Origin of the sequence: Campylobacter sp. CFSAN093238, from assembly GCF_012898015.1 — a bacterium.
Taxonomy (GTDB): domain Bacteria; phylum Campylobacterota; class Campylobacteria; order Campylobacterales; family Campylobacteraceae; genus Campylobacter_D; species Campylobacter_D jejuni.
The window spans coordinates 1,390,201-1,406,753 of record NZ_CP040611.1 but is presented as its reverse complement, the minus strand read 5'-3'; the positions used below and the strand labels follow the sequence as shown (position 1 = coordinate 1,406,753).

General features: G+C 30.8%; 8 protein-coding genes, 1 other RNA gene and 1 pseudogene. 7 read left to right on the top strand and 3 right to left on the bottom strand.

Annotated elements, in window-relative coordinates:
- The first annotated feature begins 60 nt into the window (after positions 1-60).
- From FBF21_RS07210 to fumC, 4 genes are read left to right on the top strand one after another with little or no spacing between them, the layout of a single operon-like run.
- Positions 61-2,409 (top strand): nucleotidyltransferase, encoded by a 2,349-nt coding sequence (locus FBF21_RS07210; RefSeq protein WP_002918073.1) that lies wholly within the window; start codon positions 61-63, stop codon positions 2,407-2,409.
- Positions 2,410-2,413: 4 nt separating this feature from the next.
- Complete coding sequence (gene glmS, locus FBF21_RS07205; protein WP_002869562.1) at positions 2,414-4,210, top strand: glutamine--fructose-6-phosphate transaminase (isomerizing); 1,797 nt, start codon at positions 2,414-2,416, stop codon at positions 4,208-4,210.
- Positions 4,211-4,212: 2 nt separating this feature from the next.
- The gene (locus FBF21_RS07200; RefSeq protein ID WP_002855745.1) at positions 4,213-7,338 is read left to right on the top strand and encodes a S8 family serine peptidase; all 3,126 of its coding nucleotides are present in this window, start codon (positions 4,213-4,215) and stop codon (positions 7,336-7,338) included.
- 55 nt (positions 7,339-7,393) lie between these two features.
- Positions 7,394-8,785, top strand: a complete 1,392-nt coding sequence (fumC, locus tag FBF21_RS07195; protein WP_002859652.1) for a class II fumarate hydratase — start codon at positions 7,394-7,396, stop codon at positions 8,783-8,785.
- Positions 8,786-8,814: 29 nt separating this feature from the next.
- Here the strand turns inward: fumC and FBF21_RS07190 are convergent, their stop codons facing one another.
- Both FBF21_RS07190 and ruvB read right to left on the bottom strand, forming a co-directional pair.
- On the bottom strand, positions 8,815-9,858 hold the full coding sequence (locus tag FBF21_RS07190) for an AI-2E family transporter (protein WP_002869561.1): 1,044 nt from the start codon (positions 9,856-9,858) through the stop codon (positions 8,815-8,817).
- Positions 9,859-9,861: 3 nt separating this feature from the next.
- Positions 9,862-10,869 (bottom strand): Holliday junction branch migration DNA helicase RuvB, encoded by a 1,008-nt coding sequence (ruvB, locus tag FBF21_RS07185; protein WP_002859650.1) that lies wholly within the window; start codon positions 10,867-10,869, stop codon positions 9,862-9,864.
- A 90-nt stretch (positions 10,870-10,959) separates the two neighbouring features.
- Here ruvB and FBF21_RS07180 point away from each other — a divergent pair, with 90 nt between their 5' ends.
- From FBF21_RS07180 to FBF21_RS07170, 3 genes and pseudogenes are all read left to right on the top strand, one after another.
- Entirely contained in the window at positions 10,960-11,370 is a 411-nt protein-coding gene (locus FBF21_RS07180; protein ID WP_002783915.1) for a hypothetical protein, read from the top strand.
- Positions 11,371-11,729, top strand: a transfer-messenger RNA (tmRNA) gene (gene ssrA / locus FBF21_RS07175).
- Positions 11,730-11,959: 230 nt separating this feature from the next.
- Positions 11,960-14,154: pseudogene (locus tag FBF21_RS07170) on the top strand (autotransporter outer membrane beta-barrel domain-containing protein).
- Positions 14,155-14,296: 142 nt separating this feature from the next.
- Here FBF21_RS07170 and FBF21_RS07165 read toward each other — a convergent pair.
- Entirely contained in the window at positions 14,297-16,405 is a 2,109-nt protein-coding gene (locus tag FBF21_RS07165) for an RNA degradosome polyphosphate kinase (protein ID WP_223209795.1), read from the bottom strand.
- Between the last annotated feature and the right edge of the window lie 148 nt (positions 16,406-16,553).

Below are 16,553 nucleotides of genomic sequence, written 5' to 3'. Positions count from 1 at the left end.
AAAAGATATTTTTGTTAAGATTATTATTAAGATATTAAAATTTTAAAGAGAGTAGAAATTTTGTTAAATAAAGAATTAGAAATTTTTAAAAAAAATCTTAGTTCCTATACCCAAAGTTGTAGAAAATTTTTTCTTAAGCAAGGGGCGTTTAGCTTATATCATTCTAAAAATATGGATAATTTCATAAAAAAAGCTTATGATATAGTTCTTAAAGATTATTTTGATGATTTTTCACCTCCAAGTGATAATATCCCTTTTTGTGTTTTAGCAAGCAAAGCATATGCAAATAATAGTCTTTGTTTTAATGAAAGTATTTCTTTGATTTTTGTTTATAAAGATATTAAGGCTTTTCATTTAAAACCTATGATTAAGGCTTTTATCGAAATTTTAAATGATGCGCATTTGCAAATTGATTCGGTTATCTTAGAATTTAATGGACTTTATAATGCTAGCAATGAGCTTAAGACTTCCATAATACAAACTCGTTTCATATGTGGTTCTAGGATTTTATTTAAAGGGATTAAGATAAAATTTGAGAGTATTATAAAAGAAAATAAAAATGATTTTGCCAAGCTTTTGCTAGAAAATTTTAAAGAATTTGACATTCCATTTATAAAGCAAGAATTTAATATCTTAAAAGATTTTGGCGGATTAAATCATTTAAGATCCTTAGAGAGTTTGCTTGTTCTTTTTAAGACTTCTCCAAAAAATTATGCTTTAAATTTTATAGATGAAAAAAATTTAAGCGAGTTGCGTTTAGCTGGAGATTTTTTACTTTCTTTAAAATCAGCGATGAATTTATTAAGTGCTAAAGATGAGGATGAATTTTTACTTATTAATGTTCATGATTTGAGTGAATTAATGTATAAAAAAGCTAAAAAACATTTTGGAGCAAATGAGTTGTTGGTTCAAAAGGCTTTGCAAAGTATGCATACTATAGGTTTTTATACACACTTTTTAGCAAAGCAAATTCAAGATGGATTAAATCATACTCTTAAACAAGAATATAAATTTAAAACTCTTGTGGAAGTTTTAGAATACTTATTAAGACTTGAAGATAAACATGTTATTTTCGATCTTAACTTGGTTTTTGCCCTAAGAAGATTGAAATACGGTAAAAAAGATATAGAAAAAGCTTTAATACTTTTTGAGAAAATTTTTTATAAAAGGCATAGTTTTTGTGTTTTAAAACTTTTGCTTGATAGTGGAATTTTAAAAGATTTATGTAAGCCTTTTTGGACAGTTCGTTTTTTAAGCGATGAAGAAGGAAATTATAGTTTTGATGAGCAAGTTTTTCTTATGTTAAGTGAATTTGAAAAATACGAAGATGAGCTTGAGATACTCCAAAAACTTAAAACCGATGAAAAAATGATTTTAAAGCTTGTGATACTTTTAAGCGCTATAGAAAGTGAAAATGAAATTTCTTTAGCAGGCATATATAGAGCGTATTGCTCTAAATTTGATTTAAAGAATGAAATTTTAGAATGGGGTCTTAAGATATTTAAAAACAATAATGCCTTAAAAGATCTTGTAGAAAAAGAAGATATATACAATCCTATTGTTGTAAGTAGTTTGGTTTCTAAGCTAGAAAATTTAGAAAATTTAGAGCTTTTATATACTTTAACTTGGCTAAAGGCTAAGGCTTTAAATTATAATGCTTTTTATTTTAGAGTTCTTGATAAACTTTTAGAAAATGCAAAACAAGGTTTTGAAGATGAAAATCTACTTGAAGAAAGCGCAAGAAGAGTAAAAAAAGAATTAACACTTAAAAGAAGTAAGATTTTTTTAGAGCAAGATGAAATTTTGCAAGATAAAATCATACATATCAAATCAAATCTTTTTATTATAAAAAATACTTTTGAAGATATTGTTATGATTTCTAAATTAGCCAAAGAAAATGATTTTAAATTTTGGTTTAATAATGAAACAAATCTTAGTTTGCAAATTGTTGCACCACTTCATTTTAATATTGCCATTATTTTAAGTTCTTTAACAAATTTAAATCTTATTTTCATGAATTTTTTTGAACTTTTTGATAATAAAATTTATTTAAGATTTGAATATGATAATATTATCAGTGATGAGCAAAAACTAAAACTTTGCGAGCTTTTAAATTCAAATCTTTCTGGTTTTAATTTGAAAAAAATTAAAAAGCCAATCATTAAAAAAGATGAGTTAAAATTAGACTTAAACTATTCTAAAATGTATGCCAAATTAGGTCTTAATACGAAAGATCAGCAGGGTTTAATGGCGTATTTGATGAATGTTTTTAATGAACTTGAACTTGTTTTATGTGCAGCAAAAATTCAAACCATAAGACAAAGGACGCGTAATATTTTTATTTTTCAAAAGAATGAAAAATTAGAACATAGCGAGCAAAAGTTAGTTAATTTATTAATAAGTGAGTAAAAAAATGTGTGGAATCGTAGGTTATATAGGAAATAATGAAAAAAAACAAATTATACTAAATGGACTTAAAGAATTGGAATATCGTGGCTATGATAGTGCGGGTATGGCAGTGATGCAAGAAGGAGAGCTCAGTTTTTTTAAAGCTGTAGGAAAGCTTGAAAATTTGGCGAATAAATGCACGGATTTTGAAAGTCAAGGTTATGGTTTTGCTATAGGTCATACAAGATGGGCAACTCATGGTAAGCCTACTGAAATCAACGCACATCCTCATTTAGGACAGTATTCTTGTGTGATTCACAATGGTATTATAGAAAATTATAAAGAAATCAAAGATAAACTTGAAAAAGAAGGCGTGAGTTTTTTAAGTCAAACCGATACAGAAGTTATTGTCCAGCTTTTTGAATTATATGCAAGAAATTTGGGAGTTTTTGAAGCTTGGCAAAAAACCATCAAAGAACTTCGCGGTGCTTTTGCTACTTTGTTAGTAACAAAAAAAGATCCCAATCATGTGTATTTTGCAAAAAATGCTGCTCCTTTGATTATCGGTAAAAATGCAAATAAAGAATGGTATTTTTCTTCAGGTGATGCGCCTTTGATAGGAAGTTGTGATGAGGTAATGTATCTTGAAGATTTAAGCTTGGGATACGCGAGTAAAGATGAGCTTGTCGTTTATGAAAATGATATTTTAAAATCACTTTGTTTTTCTAAGCTTTCAGGCGATAAGGCTTATGCAAAAAAAGACGGCTTTCGTTTTTTTATGGAAAAAGAAATTTATGAACAAAGTCGCGTGATGAGTGAAGTTTTAATGGGGCGTATTCAAGGCGATGAAGTCGTTTTTGATGAGCTAAACAATGAAGATTTAAGTCAAGTAGATGAAATCACGCTTTGTGCTTGTGGAACAAGCTATCATGCTGCAATGGCAAGTGCTTATTTGTTTGAAAGAATTGCTAAAGTTAAAGCTAAAGTAGAAATTGCAAGTGAATTTCGATACCGTGAAGCAATTATAAAAAAAGATTCTTTATTTATCGTTATTTCTCAAAGTGGAGAAACAGCAGACACTTTAGAGGCTTTAAAGATTGCAAAAGAGCAGGGTGCTAAGACTTTTGCAATTTGCAATGTGGATAATTCTAATATAGTGCGTTTAGCACATCTAAGTCTTTTAACTCGTGCGGGCATAGAAAAAGGAGTTGCTTCAACTAAAGCTTTTGCTACTCAGGTTTTAACACTTTGGATGCTTGCTATTTTTATGGCACAAAAAAGAAATTTAAATGTTTCTGCTGAAATTAAAGCACTTTTGCATACTCCAAATTGCGTGAGTGTAAAACAGGCTTTACATGAAAAAATTCATCGTTTATCCAAGCGTTATTTAGATGGACATGGCTTTTTCTTTATAGGCAGAGATGTGTTTTATCCTTTGGCTTTAGAAGGAGCTTTGAAACTTAAAGAATTATCTTATCTTCACGCTGAGGGTTATCCTGCAGGAGAGATGAAACATGGCCCTATTGCTTTGGCTGATTCTAAGCTTTATACTATAGCTTTAATGCCAAAGCACATGCTTTATGAAAAAACAAAATCAAATGTTGAAGAGCTTATTGCTAGGGATTCTACAGTGCTTAGCATTTCACCTTTAGAATTTGATTTAAGTGATGATTTTATAAAAACCAATGAGCAAGATCATTATATGTGTGAATTTTTTGAAATGATGGTCATTACTCAACTTTTGGCGATGGAAATTTCCATAAGACTTGGCAATGATGTGGATATGCCAAGAAATTTGGCTAAAAGCGTAACGGTAGAATAGAAATGAAAAAATTTTTTTGTTTAACTTTAGTTTGTAAACTTTTTGCTTTAAGCGAATTTGAACTTCATCATATTGATAAAGTACATAAGCTAGGGTATAGTGGAGATACTATTATAATAGGTGTAGCCGATGATGCTTTTAATCAAGATCATATTAGTTTAAAGGATAAGATTTTAAAGTCTACTTATCCTACTGATACAGCTGGGAAACAGCTTATACCTGATTTGAAAAAATCAACACACGGAAGTCATGTAGCAGGTATAGCTGTTGGAGCAAAGATAGGCGATAGCAAACCTTATGGAGTGGCTTATGGGGCAAAATTTTATGGAGCTGGGGTGTTTCCAAATGGCTCTTACACTCAAATTCCTGATATTTATAATTTTTTCAAAGATGTGAGTATTATTAATAATAGCTGGGGTATTAATTTTTATCCTTATTTTAATCTTAAGGCTTCAAATTCTGGATTAGTAGATTGTACTCAAACTAATCAAGGGACAAGCTATAATATCTGTAATACTCCTTTGGAATATGTTATGAAAGCAGATAAGGTTGCTAATGATATGATGAGGCTTAGCAAGGACAAGGGAGTATTAAATGTATTTGCTGCTGGTAATGAAGGAATTCTTAGCCCTGCTTTGCATGCGATTTTACCAAGTTATGATGAATCTTTAAGAGCTTGGTTGGCTGTTGGAGCTTTGGATGCAAATGAGATTACTTTAGAATCAGATGGGACTTTAATAATTAAAAGTCAAGGTTTGGCTGATTTTAGTAATGGTTTTAAGGGAGCTACGAATTTTTCTTTAGTTGCTGCTGGAGTAAATATTAATAATGTTGATTCAAGCACTAATGATAAGTTTACAAAAAAAAGTGGAACTTCTATGGCAGCACCTATGGTAAGTGGAACAGCGGCACTGGTCAAGCAAAATTTCCCCTTTTTGGATGGTAAGCAAATTGCTGATATACTGTTAAGTACAGCAAATAAAAATTATAAGGCTCCAAAATTTACTGTTAAACAAGTAACCGATGGAACAAATCAACCTAAATTTCTTATTGTGTATATTTCGCAAGATCCGCCTAGGATAGAAGATGAAATAAAACGGGATTTAAAACAGCTTTACAATGGAATACAAGTTCAAGTTAATGGACAATGGATTGATTATAGTGATTATATTTGGGATAATAGAGATAGTGCGCAGTCACAAAAACTTAATACTTCTACTATTAGTTCTATTAATGGAGTAGTTAGAGTTGAGAAAGAAGAATTATTTGGACAAGGAATTTTAGATGCACAAAAGGCGTTAAAAGGACTGAGTATTTTAGATGCAAACAGACTCAGTGATCAGGATGTATTAAAATATGAGCAAGAACCTAATACAGCTTATTATACTATAAACACTGCAGGTTATGATGCTGAATTTTCTAATGATATTAGTCAAAGAAAATGGGATGAAAGTACTCATTTATCAAGTGCTATTAATAAACCTACACATTTAGCTAATCTTAACATAGGATTATCTAAAGAAGGTGAAGGTATTTTGATTATCAGTGGTCAAAATACTTATGAGGGTGCAACTTTAATCAAACAAGGAGAATTAAAGCTTAAAGGAAAAGTTAAAAATAATGCTTATGTAGAACAAAAAGCAATATTAAGCGGTAATGGTATTGTAGGGCAAAATTTAAACAATAAAGGCATAGTTAGACCTGGAAATGAAGATTTGAATGATTTAACCGTGCAAGGAACTTATACTCAAGAAGGAGTTGACTCTAAATTGCAACTTGATTTTGGTAATTATAAAAATTCTAAACTGATTGCAAAAACTTATGATATTAAGAGCGGGAATTTAGAATATATTCCTTTACCTAAATACTATATCTTAAATAAGCCAGTGAAAATTAATTTAGGAGATTTGGAAAAAAGTTTATCATCTTTTAATCATGTTTTGATACAAAATACCTATGCTTTAAATTTTGATTTTGTTTTAAGTGATGATTTAGTGAGTATTAATAAAACCTTAATAAAACCTAATTTAAAGCCAAATGCTTACGAAATTCCTAATACAAGCTTGGGAAATGCTTTAAGACAATTGCGATCTAGGGCAGACTTGAGTCAGACTTATCAGGAATTTTTTGCTTCTTTAGATAATGGAATAGATGTAAAGACTAAATTAAATAGAATAGAAGGTTCAGGGTATTTAAGCACTTTTAGTAATCATAATCAATCTAATTTAATGCAAAATAATATGTTATTTACCCTTCATCCTCTTAATATTAATAATTTTGCACAAAACAATAATATCTTACTTGCTAGTACTTATTTACCTAGAATTTTTAGCAATGAAGAATATTTTTGGCATCTTACTCCAAGTTATAAATACTATAAAGATAAAGATTTTTCAGGTCAAAAAACAGGTGCTAATATCTCTTTAGGAGAAAATTTCTCATCAGGCTTTTTAGCTTATGCTTTATCTCTTTCTAGCGCTAAATTTAATTTTAATAATGGTAGTGATTTGAAGAGTTATAACATGGATTTATTGCTTAATTATAACCATGATTTAGATTTTATAAAAATATTAAGTGGATTAGGTATAGGTGTAGGATTTAATACTCTTAATCGTTTTGTAGTAGAGCAGCCAATTGAAGGCAAATATAAAACATTGCAAACTTCAGCCCAGCTTGGTGTAACTAAAGATATTATTTTAGGTCAAGATTTTATTTTTAATCCTTTAATGTATTTTACACATAGTTTTTTTTATCAAGAAGATTTTAAAGAAAATAAAAGTCCTTTTGCTAAAAATTATGAAAGTTTAAAACATCATAGCATAAATGCAAATTTAGGTTTTAATCTTGCTAAAAATATAGAGCAAGATGATTATCAAGCTTCTTTTTCTACTTTTGTAATTTTTGAAAAAAGAATTTATGGAAGAACTTTAGAAAATAAGGCTAGTTTTGTTGATTTTCCTATTGCTTTTATTCAAAAATATAAATTAAAAGATAATATTTTAAGTCAAGGTTTTAATTCAGAATTTTTATATAAAAACAATGTATTTTGGCAGTTTATGTTAATGAATAGATTTTCTCATAATGCCTATGAATTGCATTTAATGAGTTCAGTAGGAAAACGTTTTTGAAAGTATTTATTTTTTTAGCTTATAATAAATAAAATTTTAATCAAAGGAAAAAATTATGGAATACAGAGTTGAACATGATACCATGGGTGAAGTTAAGGTCCCAAATGACAAATATTGGGGAGCTCAAACTGAAAGAAGTTTTGAAAATTTCAAAATCGGTTGCGAGAAAATGCCAAAGGTTTTAATCTATGCTTTTGCAAATCTTAAAAAATCTTTAGCTTTGGTCAATAACAAACTTGGCAAACTTGATGATGCTAAGAAAAATGCTATAGTTCAAGCTTGCGATGAGATTATCGCAGGTAAATTTGATGATAATTTTCCACTTGCGATTTGGCAAACAGGTTCAGGCACACAAAGCAATATGAATATGAATGAAGTTATTGCAAATCGTGCCACTGAAATCATGGGCGGGGATTTTCGCAAAGAAAAGCTTGTACATCCAAATGATCATGTTAATATGAGTCAAAGTTCAAATGATACTTTTCCAACAGCTATGAGTATTGTTGCGGTTGAGCAAGTAGAGAAAAAGCTTATCCCTGCGCTTGATGAGCTTATTGCAACTTTTGAAAAAAAAGTAAAAGAATTTGATAGTATTATCAAGATAGGACGCACGCATTTACAAGATGCTACTCCACTTACTCTAGCACAAGAATTTAGTGGATATCTTTCTATGCTTTTGCATTCAAAAGAGCAAATCATCGCTTCTTTACCAACTTTAAGAGAACTTGCCATAGGAGGAACCGCAGTAGGAACAGGGCTTAATGCGCATCCAGAATTAAGCCAAAAAGTAAGTGAAGAGCTAACTCAACTTATAGGTACGAAATTTGTTTCAAGTCCAAATAAATTTCATGCTTTAACAAGTCATGATGCGATCAATTTTACTCATGGAGCTATGAAGGGTTTGGCTGCAAATTTAATGAAAATTGCAAATGATATAAGATGGTTAGCTTCAGGCCCAAGATGCGGTCTTGGTGAGCTTATCATCCCTGAAAATGAGCCAGGAAGTTCGATTATGCCAGGTAAGGTAAATCCTACCCAGTGTGAAGCTGTTACTATGGTTGCTGTACAAGTGATGGGAAATGATGCAGCTATCGGATTTGCAGCAAGTCAAGGAAATTTTGAACTTAATGTGTTTAAGCCTGTGATTATTTATAATTTCTTGCAAAGTCTTGATTTGTTAGCTGATTCTATGCATTCATTCAATATCCATTGTGCTGTAGGCATAGAACCAAATCGTGCAAAAATCGATCATAATCTTCATAATTCTTTAATGCTAGTTACCGCTCTAAACCCATACATAGGTTATGAAAACGCTGCTAAAGTAGCCAAAAATGCCCATAAAAAAGGTATTTCTTTAAAAGAAAGCGCAATGGAGCTTGGTTTGGTTAGCGAAGAAGATTTCAATAAATTTGTTGATCCTACTAAAATGATAGGCCCAAAAGCCTAGAACATAAAACTTGCCTTTTTTAAGGCAAGTTAAATTAAATTCTTATCTTTTAAAATCACATACATTCTTAAAGTTGATACAAAAAAAGTTAAAATCGCAGGACCTAGTATAATACCCCAAAAACCAAAGGTTGAAATTCCTGCTATCATGGCCAAGAAAATTAAAAGTTCGTTGATTTTGGTTGGGGTTTTTACAAGTTTTTTGTTGATCCATTTGATGATTAAAGGTTTGATTAAAGTATCTGCTATAAAAGAAATTACAATTATAGAATAAATAAAAATAACAAGAGCTGAGTTAAGATTGTTTGAGGCAAATTCATAAAGACTTACAGGCACATAAATTAAAGCTCCTCCTATAGCAGGTATGAGAGAACTTACAGCAAAAATTACTCCCATTAAAATTCCATCATAACCATAAAATATTGTGATTAAACCAAAAAGTGCACCTTGAAATATTGCTACAATTACCATAGAGTAAAGCACAACAGCCATAACATTACCCACTTCGCTTAAAACATCATCGAGTTCTTTTTTATCAATAGGAATGATGGATTTAAGATAGATAACAAGTTCTGTTCCATATAGATTTGCAAAGAAATAAAACACACAAATTAAAACCATATCTATAAGAAATTTAGCCCCTGATTTTGTAAAACTTGAAGCATAACTTAGAATTTGTTTAGAAATACTATTTAAATCTATAGAAGCTAAAAATTCTTTAATTTTAGGTTCTAAAAAATTAAAGCTTTCAGGCAAGGTGAATTGATAGTTTTTGACATAATCAAGTGTTTGTGTAACTAAATTAATATCAAAATTCTTTAAAGCTTTGGCAAGTTCTATCATAGCATAAACAAAAGGTGCAAAGAAAAGCAAAACCATACAAGCTGTTGTAAGAATGGAAGCTAAAAATTTATGTCCTTTAGTAAGATTTAAAAATTTTGCATTGATGTTTGAGGTAGCTACCGCCATTAAACTAGCTATGATAATTACAAGTAAAAAACCTTTAAAAAGGTAAAGTAAAAGAAATAAAATAACTAAAATAAAGCTTATAAGAAAGAATTTTCCATTTTGCAAAATTTACTCCTCAAATAAAGTTTTTTCATAGTTTAGTTTTAAAGCACTATAACTTTTTGCACTTGCTATACGCCCTTTTGCAGTGCGTTCTATATAGCCATTAGCTAGTAAATAAGGCTCGATTACATCTTCTATGGTATTTTCATCTTCACTTAAAGCCGCAGCAATGCTTGCAAGTCCGATAGGTTTTTGTTTAGCAGCAGTTAAAAGTTCAAGATATCTTAAATCCATCGCATCAAAACCAAGCTCATTCACTCCTAAAGAATTTAAGGCCTCATTAGCCCTTTTTTCTGTGATAATCTCTTCATCATTAACATCAGCAAAATCTCTTACCCTTTTTAAAAGCCTTAGAGCTATTCTAGGGGTTGAACGACTTCTTTTAGCGATCTCAAGTGCGGCTTTTTCTTCGCAAGTTTTATTAAGTTTTAAAGCTGCTTTTTGCAAGATGAGAGCAAGTTCGCTATCTTTGTAAAATTCTAATCTAAATTGCATACCAAAACGATCTCGCAAAGGATTACTAAGCATACCTGCACGCGTTGTAGCTCCTATAAGAGTAAATTTTGGTAAATCGATTTTTATGGTTTGAGCAGCTGGACCACTACCTATGATAATATCAAGGCGGTAATCCTCCATTGCAGGGTAAAGCACTTCTTCGATAGCAGGGCTTAAGCGATGAATTTCATCAATAAAAAGTATATCCCCTTCGCTAAGATTGGTTAAAATAGCGGCTAAATCCCCGCTTTTTTCTATCATAGGAGCGGCGGTTGTTTTGATATTTGCACCCATTTCATAGGAGATGATATTAGCTAGTGTTGTTTTTCCAAGTCCTGCAGGACCACTAAAAAGTATATGATCTAAACATTCATTGCGTTTTTTGGCTGCAGCTATAAAGATATTTAAATTTTTTTTAATGCTTTCTTGACCTATATAACCATCAAAATTTGAAGGACGCAATGAAGTTTCATAAGTTTCATCAAAGGAGTATTTTTCTATTTCTACTATTCTATCCATATCTTTGCTTATATTTTGGAAAAATTAAAATAAGATTTTAGCTAAAATTTGCTAGAATTTACATTAAACTTTAATGATTATGGTTTAAAAATGGGAATTTTAACAAAATTAGAATTAGATTATGAAATTGACGATATAGAAAAATTTTTACAATTTTTTAGAACCATGTGCGATAGGTTTGAACCTTTAATCATCAAGCTTGGAAGCGATAGCGTGCGTTATAAAGAAGCCATAAAAGAGCTTGAAACTTTAGCACACAATACCGCTTGGGCAGCAAGACGCTTAAATCTTGAAGAAGTGACTGATTTTTGTGTATTTTGTGAAGAGATGATGGCGCAAGCAAATCGCTTTAACGGGCCTGCTAGTGATGAATTTACGGATTGGATGCTTTTGATGAGTGATCAGTTTGAAAAATATTGTCGTTCATATGAAAATGATGATTCTGTTTTAGCGGTTTTTAATCCTTTAATTGTTAATGTTCCAAATATTATTTCTAAATAAGGGAGCGACTTGGCTTCGACAGGAGTAAGTCTGCTTAGATGGCATGTCGCTTTGGGCAAAGCGTAAAAAGCCCAAATAAAATTAAACGCAAACAACGTTAAATTCGCTCCTGCTTACGCTAAAGCTGCGTAAGTTCAGTTGAGCCTGAAATTTAAGTCATACTATCTAGCTTAATTTTCGGTCATTTTTGATAGTGTAGCCTTGCGTTTGACAAGCGTTGAGGTGAAATAAGGTCTTAGCCTTGCTTTTGAGTTTTGGAAGATGAGCGAAGTAGGGTGAAGTAGTCATCTTTGCTAAGCATGTAGAGGTCTTTGTGGGATTATTTTTGGACAGGGGTTCGATTCCCCTCGCTTCCACCATCACGCTAATTTTAAGTAAATCATAAGTTTATTTCAAATTTTTAGAATTTTTTATATGAAGTTAAGAACGATTTATTACCCTTAAAACTTTGATATATTAGGTTTTATAATTTTTCATTAAAAATTTATAGTTTTATTTTTAAGCTTGTTTTTAGGGGGGGGGTATAATTATTCCTTCAGTTTAAATTTATTGAAGGAGAAACTTATGAAAAAAAAATGCTTCAAGCAAGATATTGCTAAGCTTAGGTGTAGCAACTTTGCTTTATTCGAGTGCTTTTGCGCAAGAAATCAATCTTACAGGGTCTTCAGATATAGGAAAATATTTTGAAGAAAATGGTAAGGATATCAATCTTAAAAATCCTGATGATTACAAAGGGCAAGATTTAAGTATCACAATAGGTGTTTGGGATTTACCAAACGATGATTATGATAGCGCTGATTGTCGATTTAACATTGATATCGGTAAAGACAATACTTTAAGCTTTACACATAACAATAAAAAAATCCTGCTTATGTAACAAATCTAAACGCTACTGCTAAAGAGGTTAAAACAACAGATATAGTTTTACAAGCTTTTGCACCTTCGGTGATTAATGGAAATTTAACTATGACTAGCTCAGGAGGTGAAGCCATTACTGAGGATGAAAAAAAGGTTCAGGTATAATTCTTTATAATGGAGTAGTTGAAGAAAAAAGTGCTAATGGTAGCTTAACTATAAATGGAAATTTTACTGCCGATAAAACCCTTTTTTGCTACTTATGGAAATTTTGTTAAGGTAAATGGAACTGCAAATCTTAAAAATTCAAATTTTGGACTTATGAAGCGCTCTTATACAGACTTAAAAGCAAATAATAACGCAGGTGCATTACTTTTAAAATTCGCAAGTGATTATATCTCAACCGATGTTCAAGGCAAAGATCCTTTGGAAGCAGGAACTATAATAGATATTAGTGATGAAGATAAATACGGCGATGGAGAAAAAGGCTTAGTAGATTATAAACTTAGCGTTCAAAACTGCGGTGGCAATAAATGCTTAGTGATCAATGGAGGTGCTACTGCAGCGGCTAAAGATAAGCTAGTTCAACTTCAAGTAGATATAGATACTATCGATAAATTGCTTAAAAATGAATTTGATTCCGATCAAGATGAAGAATGGGCAAAAGCCAAAGAAGCCCTTGAAAAACAAAAAACTGAACTTCAAACAATGTTAGAAGAAGCTGAGAAAAACGGCGGTAAAATCGATGATGAAAAATACATTGATTTAGTAAATAAAAATTCAAATTGAAATCTTAACTCTAATGATAAAGCTTCTATCCTAGCACTTCGTTCTATCACAGAACAATTAGGAAGTATAGGAGCAGATTTAGCAAGTAGAGAAGGTGTAAAACTAGCTTTAGATATCAAAAAAGATACAGACAATACAGGTAAATCTGTATCTAATCTAAATTCAGCTTCTAGTGCAGTAAATACCACTATGAATATTTCTAATGATGTTTCTATAGGTTCTCGTGTAGCAATGCTAAACAATCCTTTTGGAACTTATGCTTCTAAAATGAATGGTCTTAAATTTGCTGCTTTAGATAGCGATATGAGACCAAGCTATGTAAATGAATATACCAATAGTGTTTGGGCTAATGCTTTTGGTGGTGCTAACATTATCGATGGAGATAGTGGTGCAATGTATGGTGCTACCGTGGGAGTAGATAAACAAGCTAATGATAATGTTTTATGGGGTGCTTATTTTACTTATGCAAATGCTAAAATCAAAGACAATAATTTAGAACAAAAAAGCGATAACTTCCAATTAGGTATGTATTCTACTATCAATATAGCTCCACAATGGGAACTTAATCTTAAAGCTTATGCTCAAGTTTCTCCAACTAAACAAGACAATGTTCAAATAGATGGTGCATATAACTCAGATTATACAAGCAAATTCTTAGGACTTAGTGCTAATGCAGGTCGTGTGTTTGACTTTAGTGATAATACTTTATTTATTAAACCTTTTGCGGGAGTAAATTATTATTTTAGTTATACTCCATCTCATACAGAAAATGGTGCTATTGCTAAAGATATTGATTCTATGAAAAACAATTCTGTAAGTGTTGAAGTGGGTGCTGAATTTAGAAAATATATGAATGAAAACTCTTATATTTTTGTAACTCCAAAAATAGAACAATTTGTTATCAATAGTGGTGATGATTACACAGCTAACCTAGCTGTAAATAATGCTTTCTTTACTAGTATTGAAGCTAACAACAAGAAAAAAACATACGGACAAATTATCGTAGGGGGTAATGTAGATTTTACAAATCAACTCAGTATGAATCTTGGCTTTGGTGCTAAACAAATACTAGCAGGTAAAGTAGATAATAAAAATGAAACTTACTTAAGTGGTCAAGTAGGACTTAAGTATAAATTTTAATCTTAAAAATCATTTCTAAATCTTTTTATAGTTTAGAAATGATTGTTTATTTCTATGGGAAATCTCCTAGGGCTTTATCTTAAAGCCCTTTTTTATAACAAACAAGTAAATAAGTCTTTAGAGTAAAAAACCCTAAAAACTTTTAGTTTTCTTTGAAAAGTTTGGAAGCTAAGTGCGTTGCACGACTTTGATCTGTATCTTTTTTAAGTGTTTTATAAATTTTACTTACATATTCTTCTAAGGTTTGTTGAGAATCTATGATTTTTTCAGAAGAAGGAATTTTTTCATATTCTCCATTATTTTTAAGCTTATAAGCTAAAACATTATCACTAAGTTGCAAGCGTAAAAATTGAGCTAATTTAGCTTTGCTTCTTTCATCATATATAGGAGTCATAAGTTCTAAACGGCGTTCTAAATTTCTTGGCATCCAATCTGCACTCGATATAAAATAATTTGGCTCACTATGTTTAAAATAAAATACTCTAGCATGTTCTAAGTATTTTCCTATGATGCTTCTAACGCGTATGTTTTTGCTGTATTCTTCATCAGGTTTTAAGCAACAAATTCCGCGTATGATAAGATCGATTTGCACTCCTTCCATACTTGCTTCATAAAGCGCTTGTATGATATCACTATCCACAAGAGAATTCATTTTAGCTACAATCACACCTTCATTTTTCTTGCTTGTTTCAATGCGTATCATTTCTAAAACTTTTTCTTTGATTTGATTTGGGCTCATTGAAAGAGTTTGAAGGCGACGATTTTTACTAAAGCCCGATAAGATGTGGAAAAAGCTTGTCGTATCTCTTGCAAATTCTGCTTTGCTTGTAAAATAACTCACATCAGTATAGATTTTAGCACTGCTTGCATTATAATTTCCCGTACTTAAATGCATATAAAATTTAAGTTTATCTCCTTGTTTGCGTATGACTTGAGAAACCTTAGCGTGGACTTTAAAACCTGTAATGCCATAAATAACATGAGCTCCGGCATTTTCTAAAGCTTTCGCCCAATGAAGATTATTTTCTTCATCAAAGCGTGCTTTTAATTCTACCATCACAGTTACTTGTTTTCCATCACTTGCAGCATCAATTAAAGCTTGAACTATATTGGAATTTTTTTCAACTCTATAAAGTGTCATTCTTATGGAAATTACTTCAGGATCTTTGCTTGCTTCTTTGATAAATTTATAAACTGGATCAAAACTTTCAAAAGGTTGTATGATGAGTATATCTTCTTTTTCTACAGCGTCAAAAATAGATAAATTTTCATCAAAAGGTGGTAAAGTTTTAGGCGTGTAAAGTGGGCTTAAAAGATGCGTAAAGGTTTTATTTCCTGCGATTTGCCAAAGGCTAGGGAGATTGAGTAAAATAGAATATTCATAAACATCTTTATGAAAAATTTTCATGTGAGTATTAAGAAATTCTACGATTTGCTCATCTGCATCTTTTTGAATTTGCAATCTTACAAAAGCTCCTTTTCTGCGAAGTTTTAAGCCTTGTTCTAAAATCATCATAAAATCATCAGCTTCTTCCTCTTCTATTACCATATCTGCATTTCTAGTCACTCTAAATGCTGCTGAAGCTAAGAGTTTATAGCCTGGAAAAATTTCTTCTGCGTGTTGATGGACTATACTTTCTATAGGAACATAAATATTTGCACTTACTTCATAAAAACGAGGTAAAACTCTTGGAATTCTAATCATTCCAAATTTTACAAGTTCAGGATGTGCTTTATCGCAAATTTTAACCGCTAGTGAAAAAGATAAGTTGTTTAAATGCGGAAAAGGGTGAGTAGCATCAACAGCTATTGGAACAATAACAGGAAAAATATTGGAGAAAAAATACTCATCACATTTTTGTTTTAAATTTTCATCTAAATTCTCATAATGTTTTATGAAAAGATTTTCTTTTTCTAATTCACTTGTGATTTCATTAAAATAACGCTCCAAAAGCTCTTTTTCTTGGTGTAAGTATTTGCGTATGGCTTTTAATTGTTGCAACGGTGTCATTTCATCGCTACTGCTTGCATTAACTCCAGCTGAAAAAAGTTGTTTTAAGCCTGCGACGCGTATCATATAAAATTCATCTAAATTAGTGCAATATATAGCTATAAATTTTAATTTTTCTAACAAGGGTAAATTTTTAGAACATTGGTCTAAAACACGAGAATTAAAGCGAAGCCAAGAAAGTTCGCGATTGATAAACATATCAGGACTTGTTTGCATTAATTTTTCCTTTTTTAGTTGTATTTTATCATTTATTTTGAAATTATTGAATAAAAGTTTTAAATTTTTTAGGTTAATTAAGAGTAAATATATCTTTAAAATTATATTAAATTCATCTATGTTAAAATCACAAAATTTATTTCTGGGAAATTCTGTGACATTGTTGTTTCAT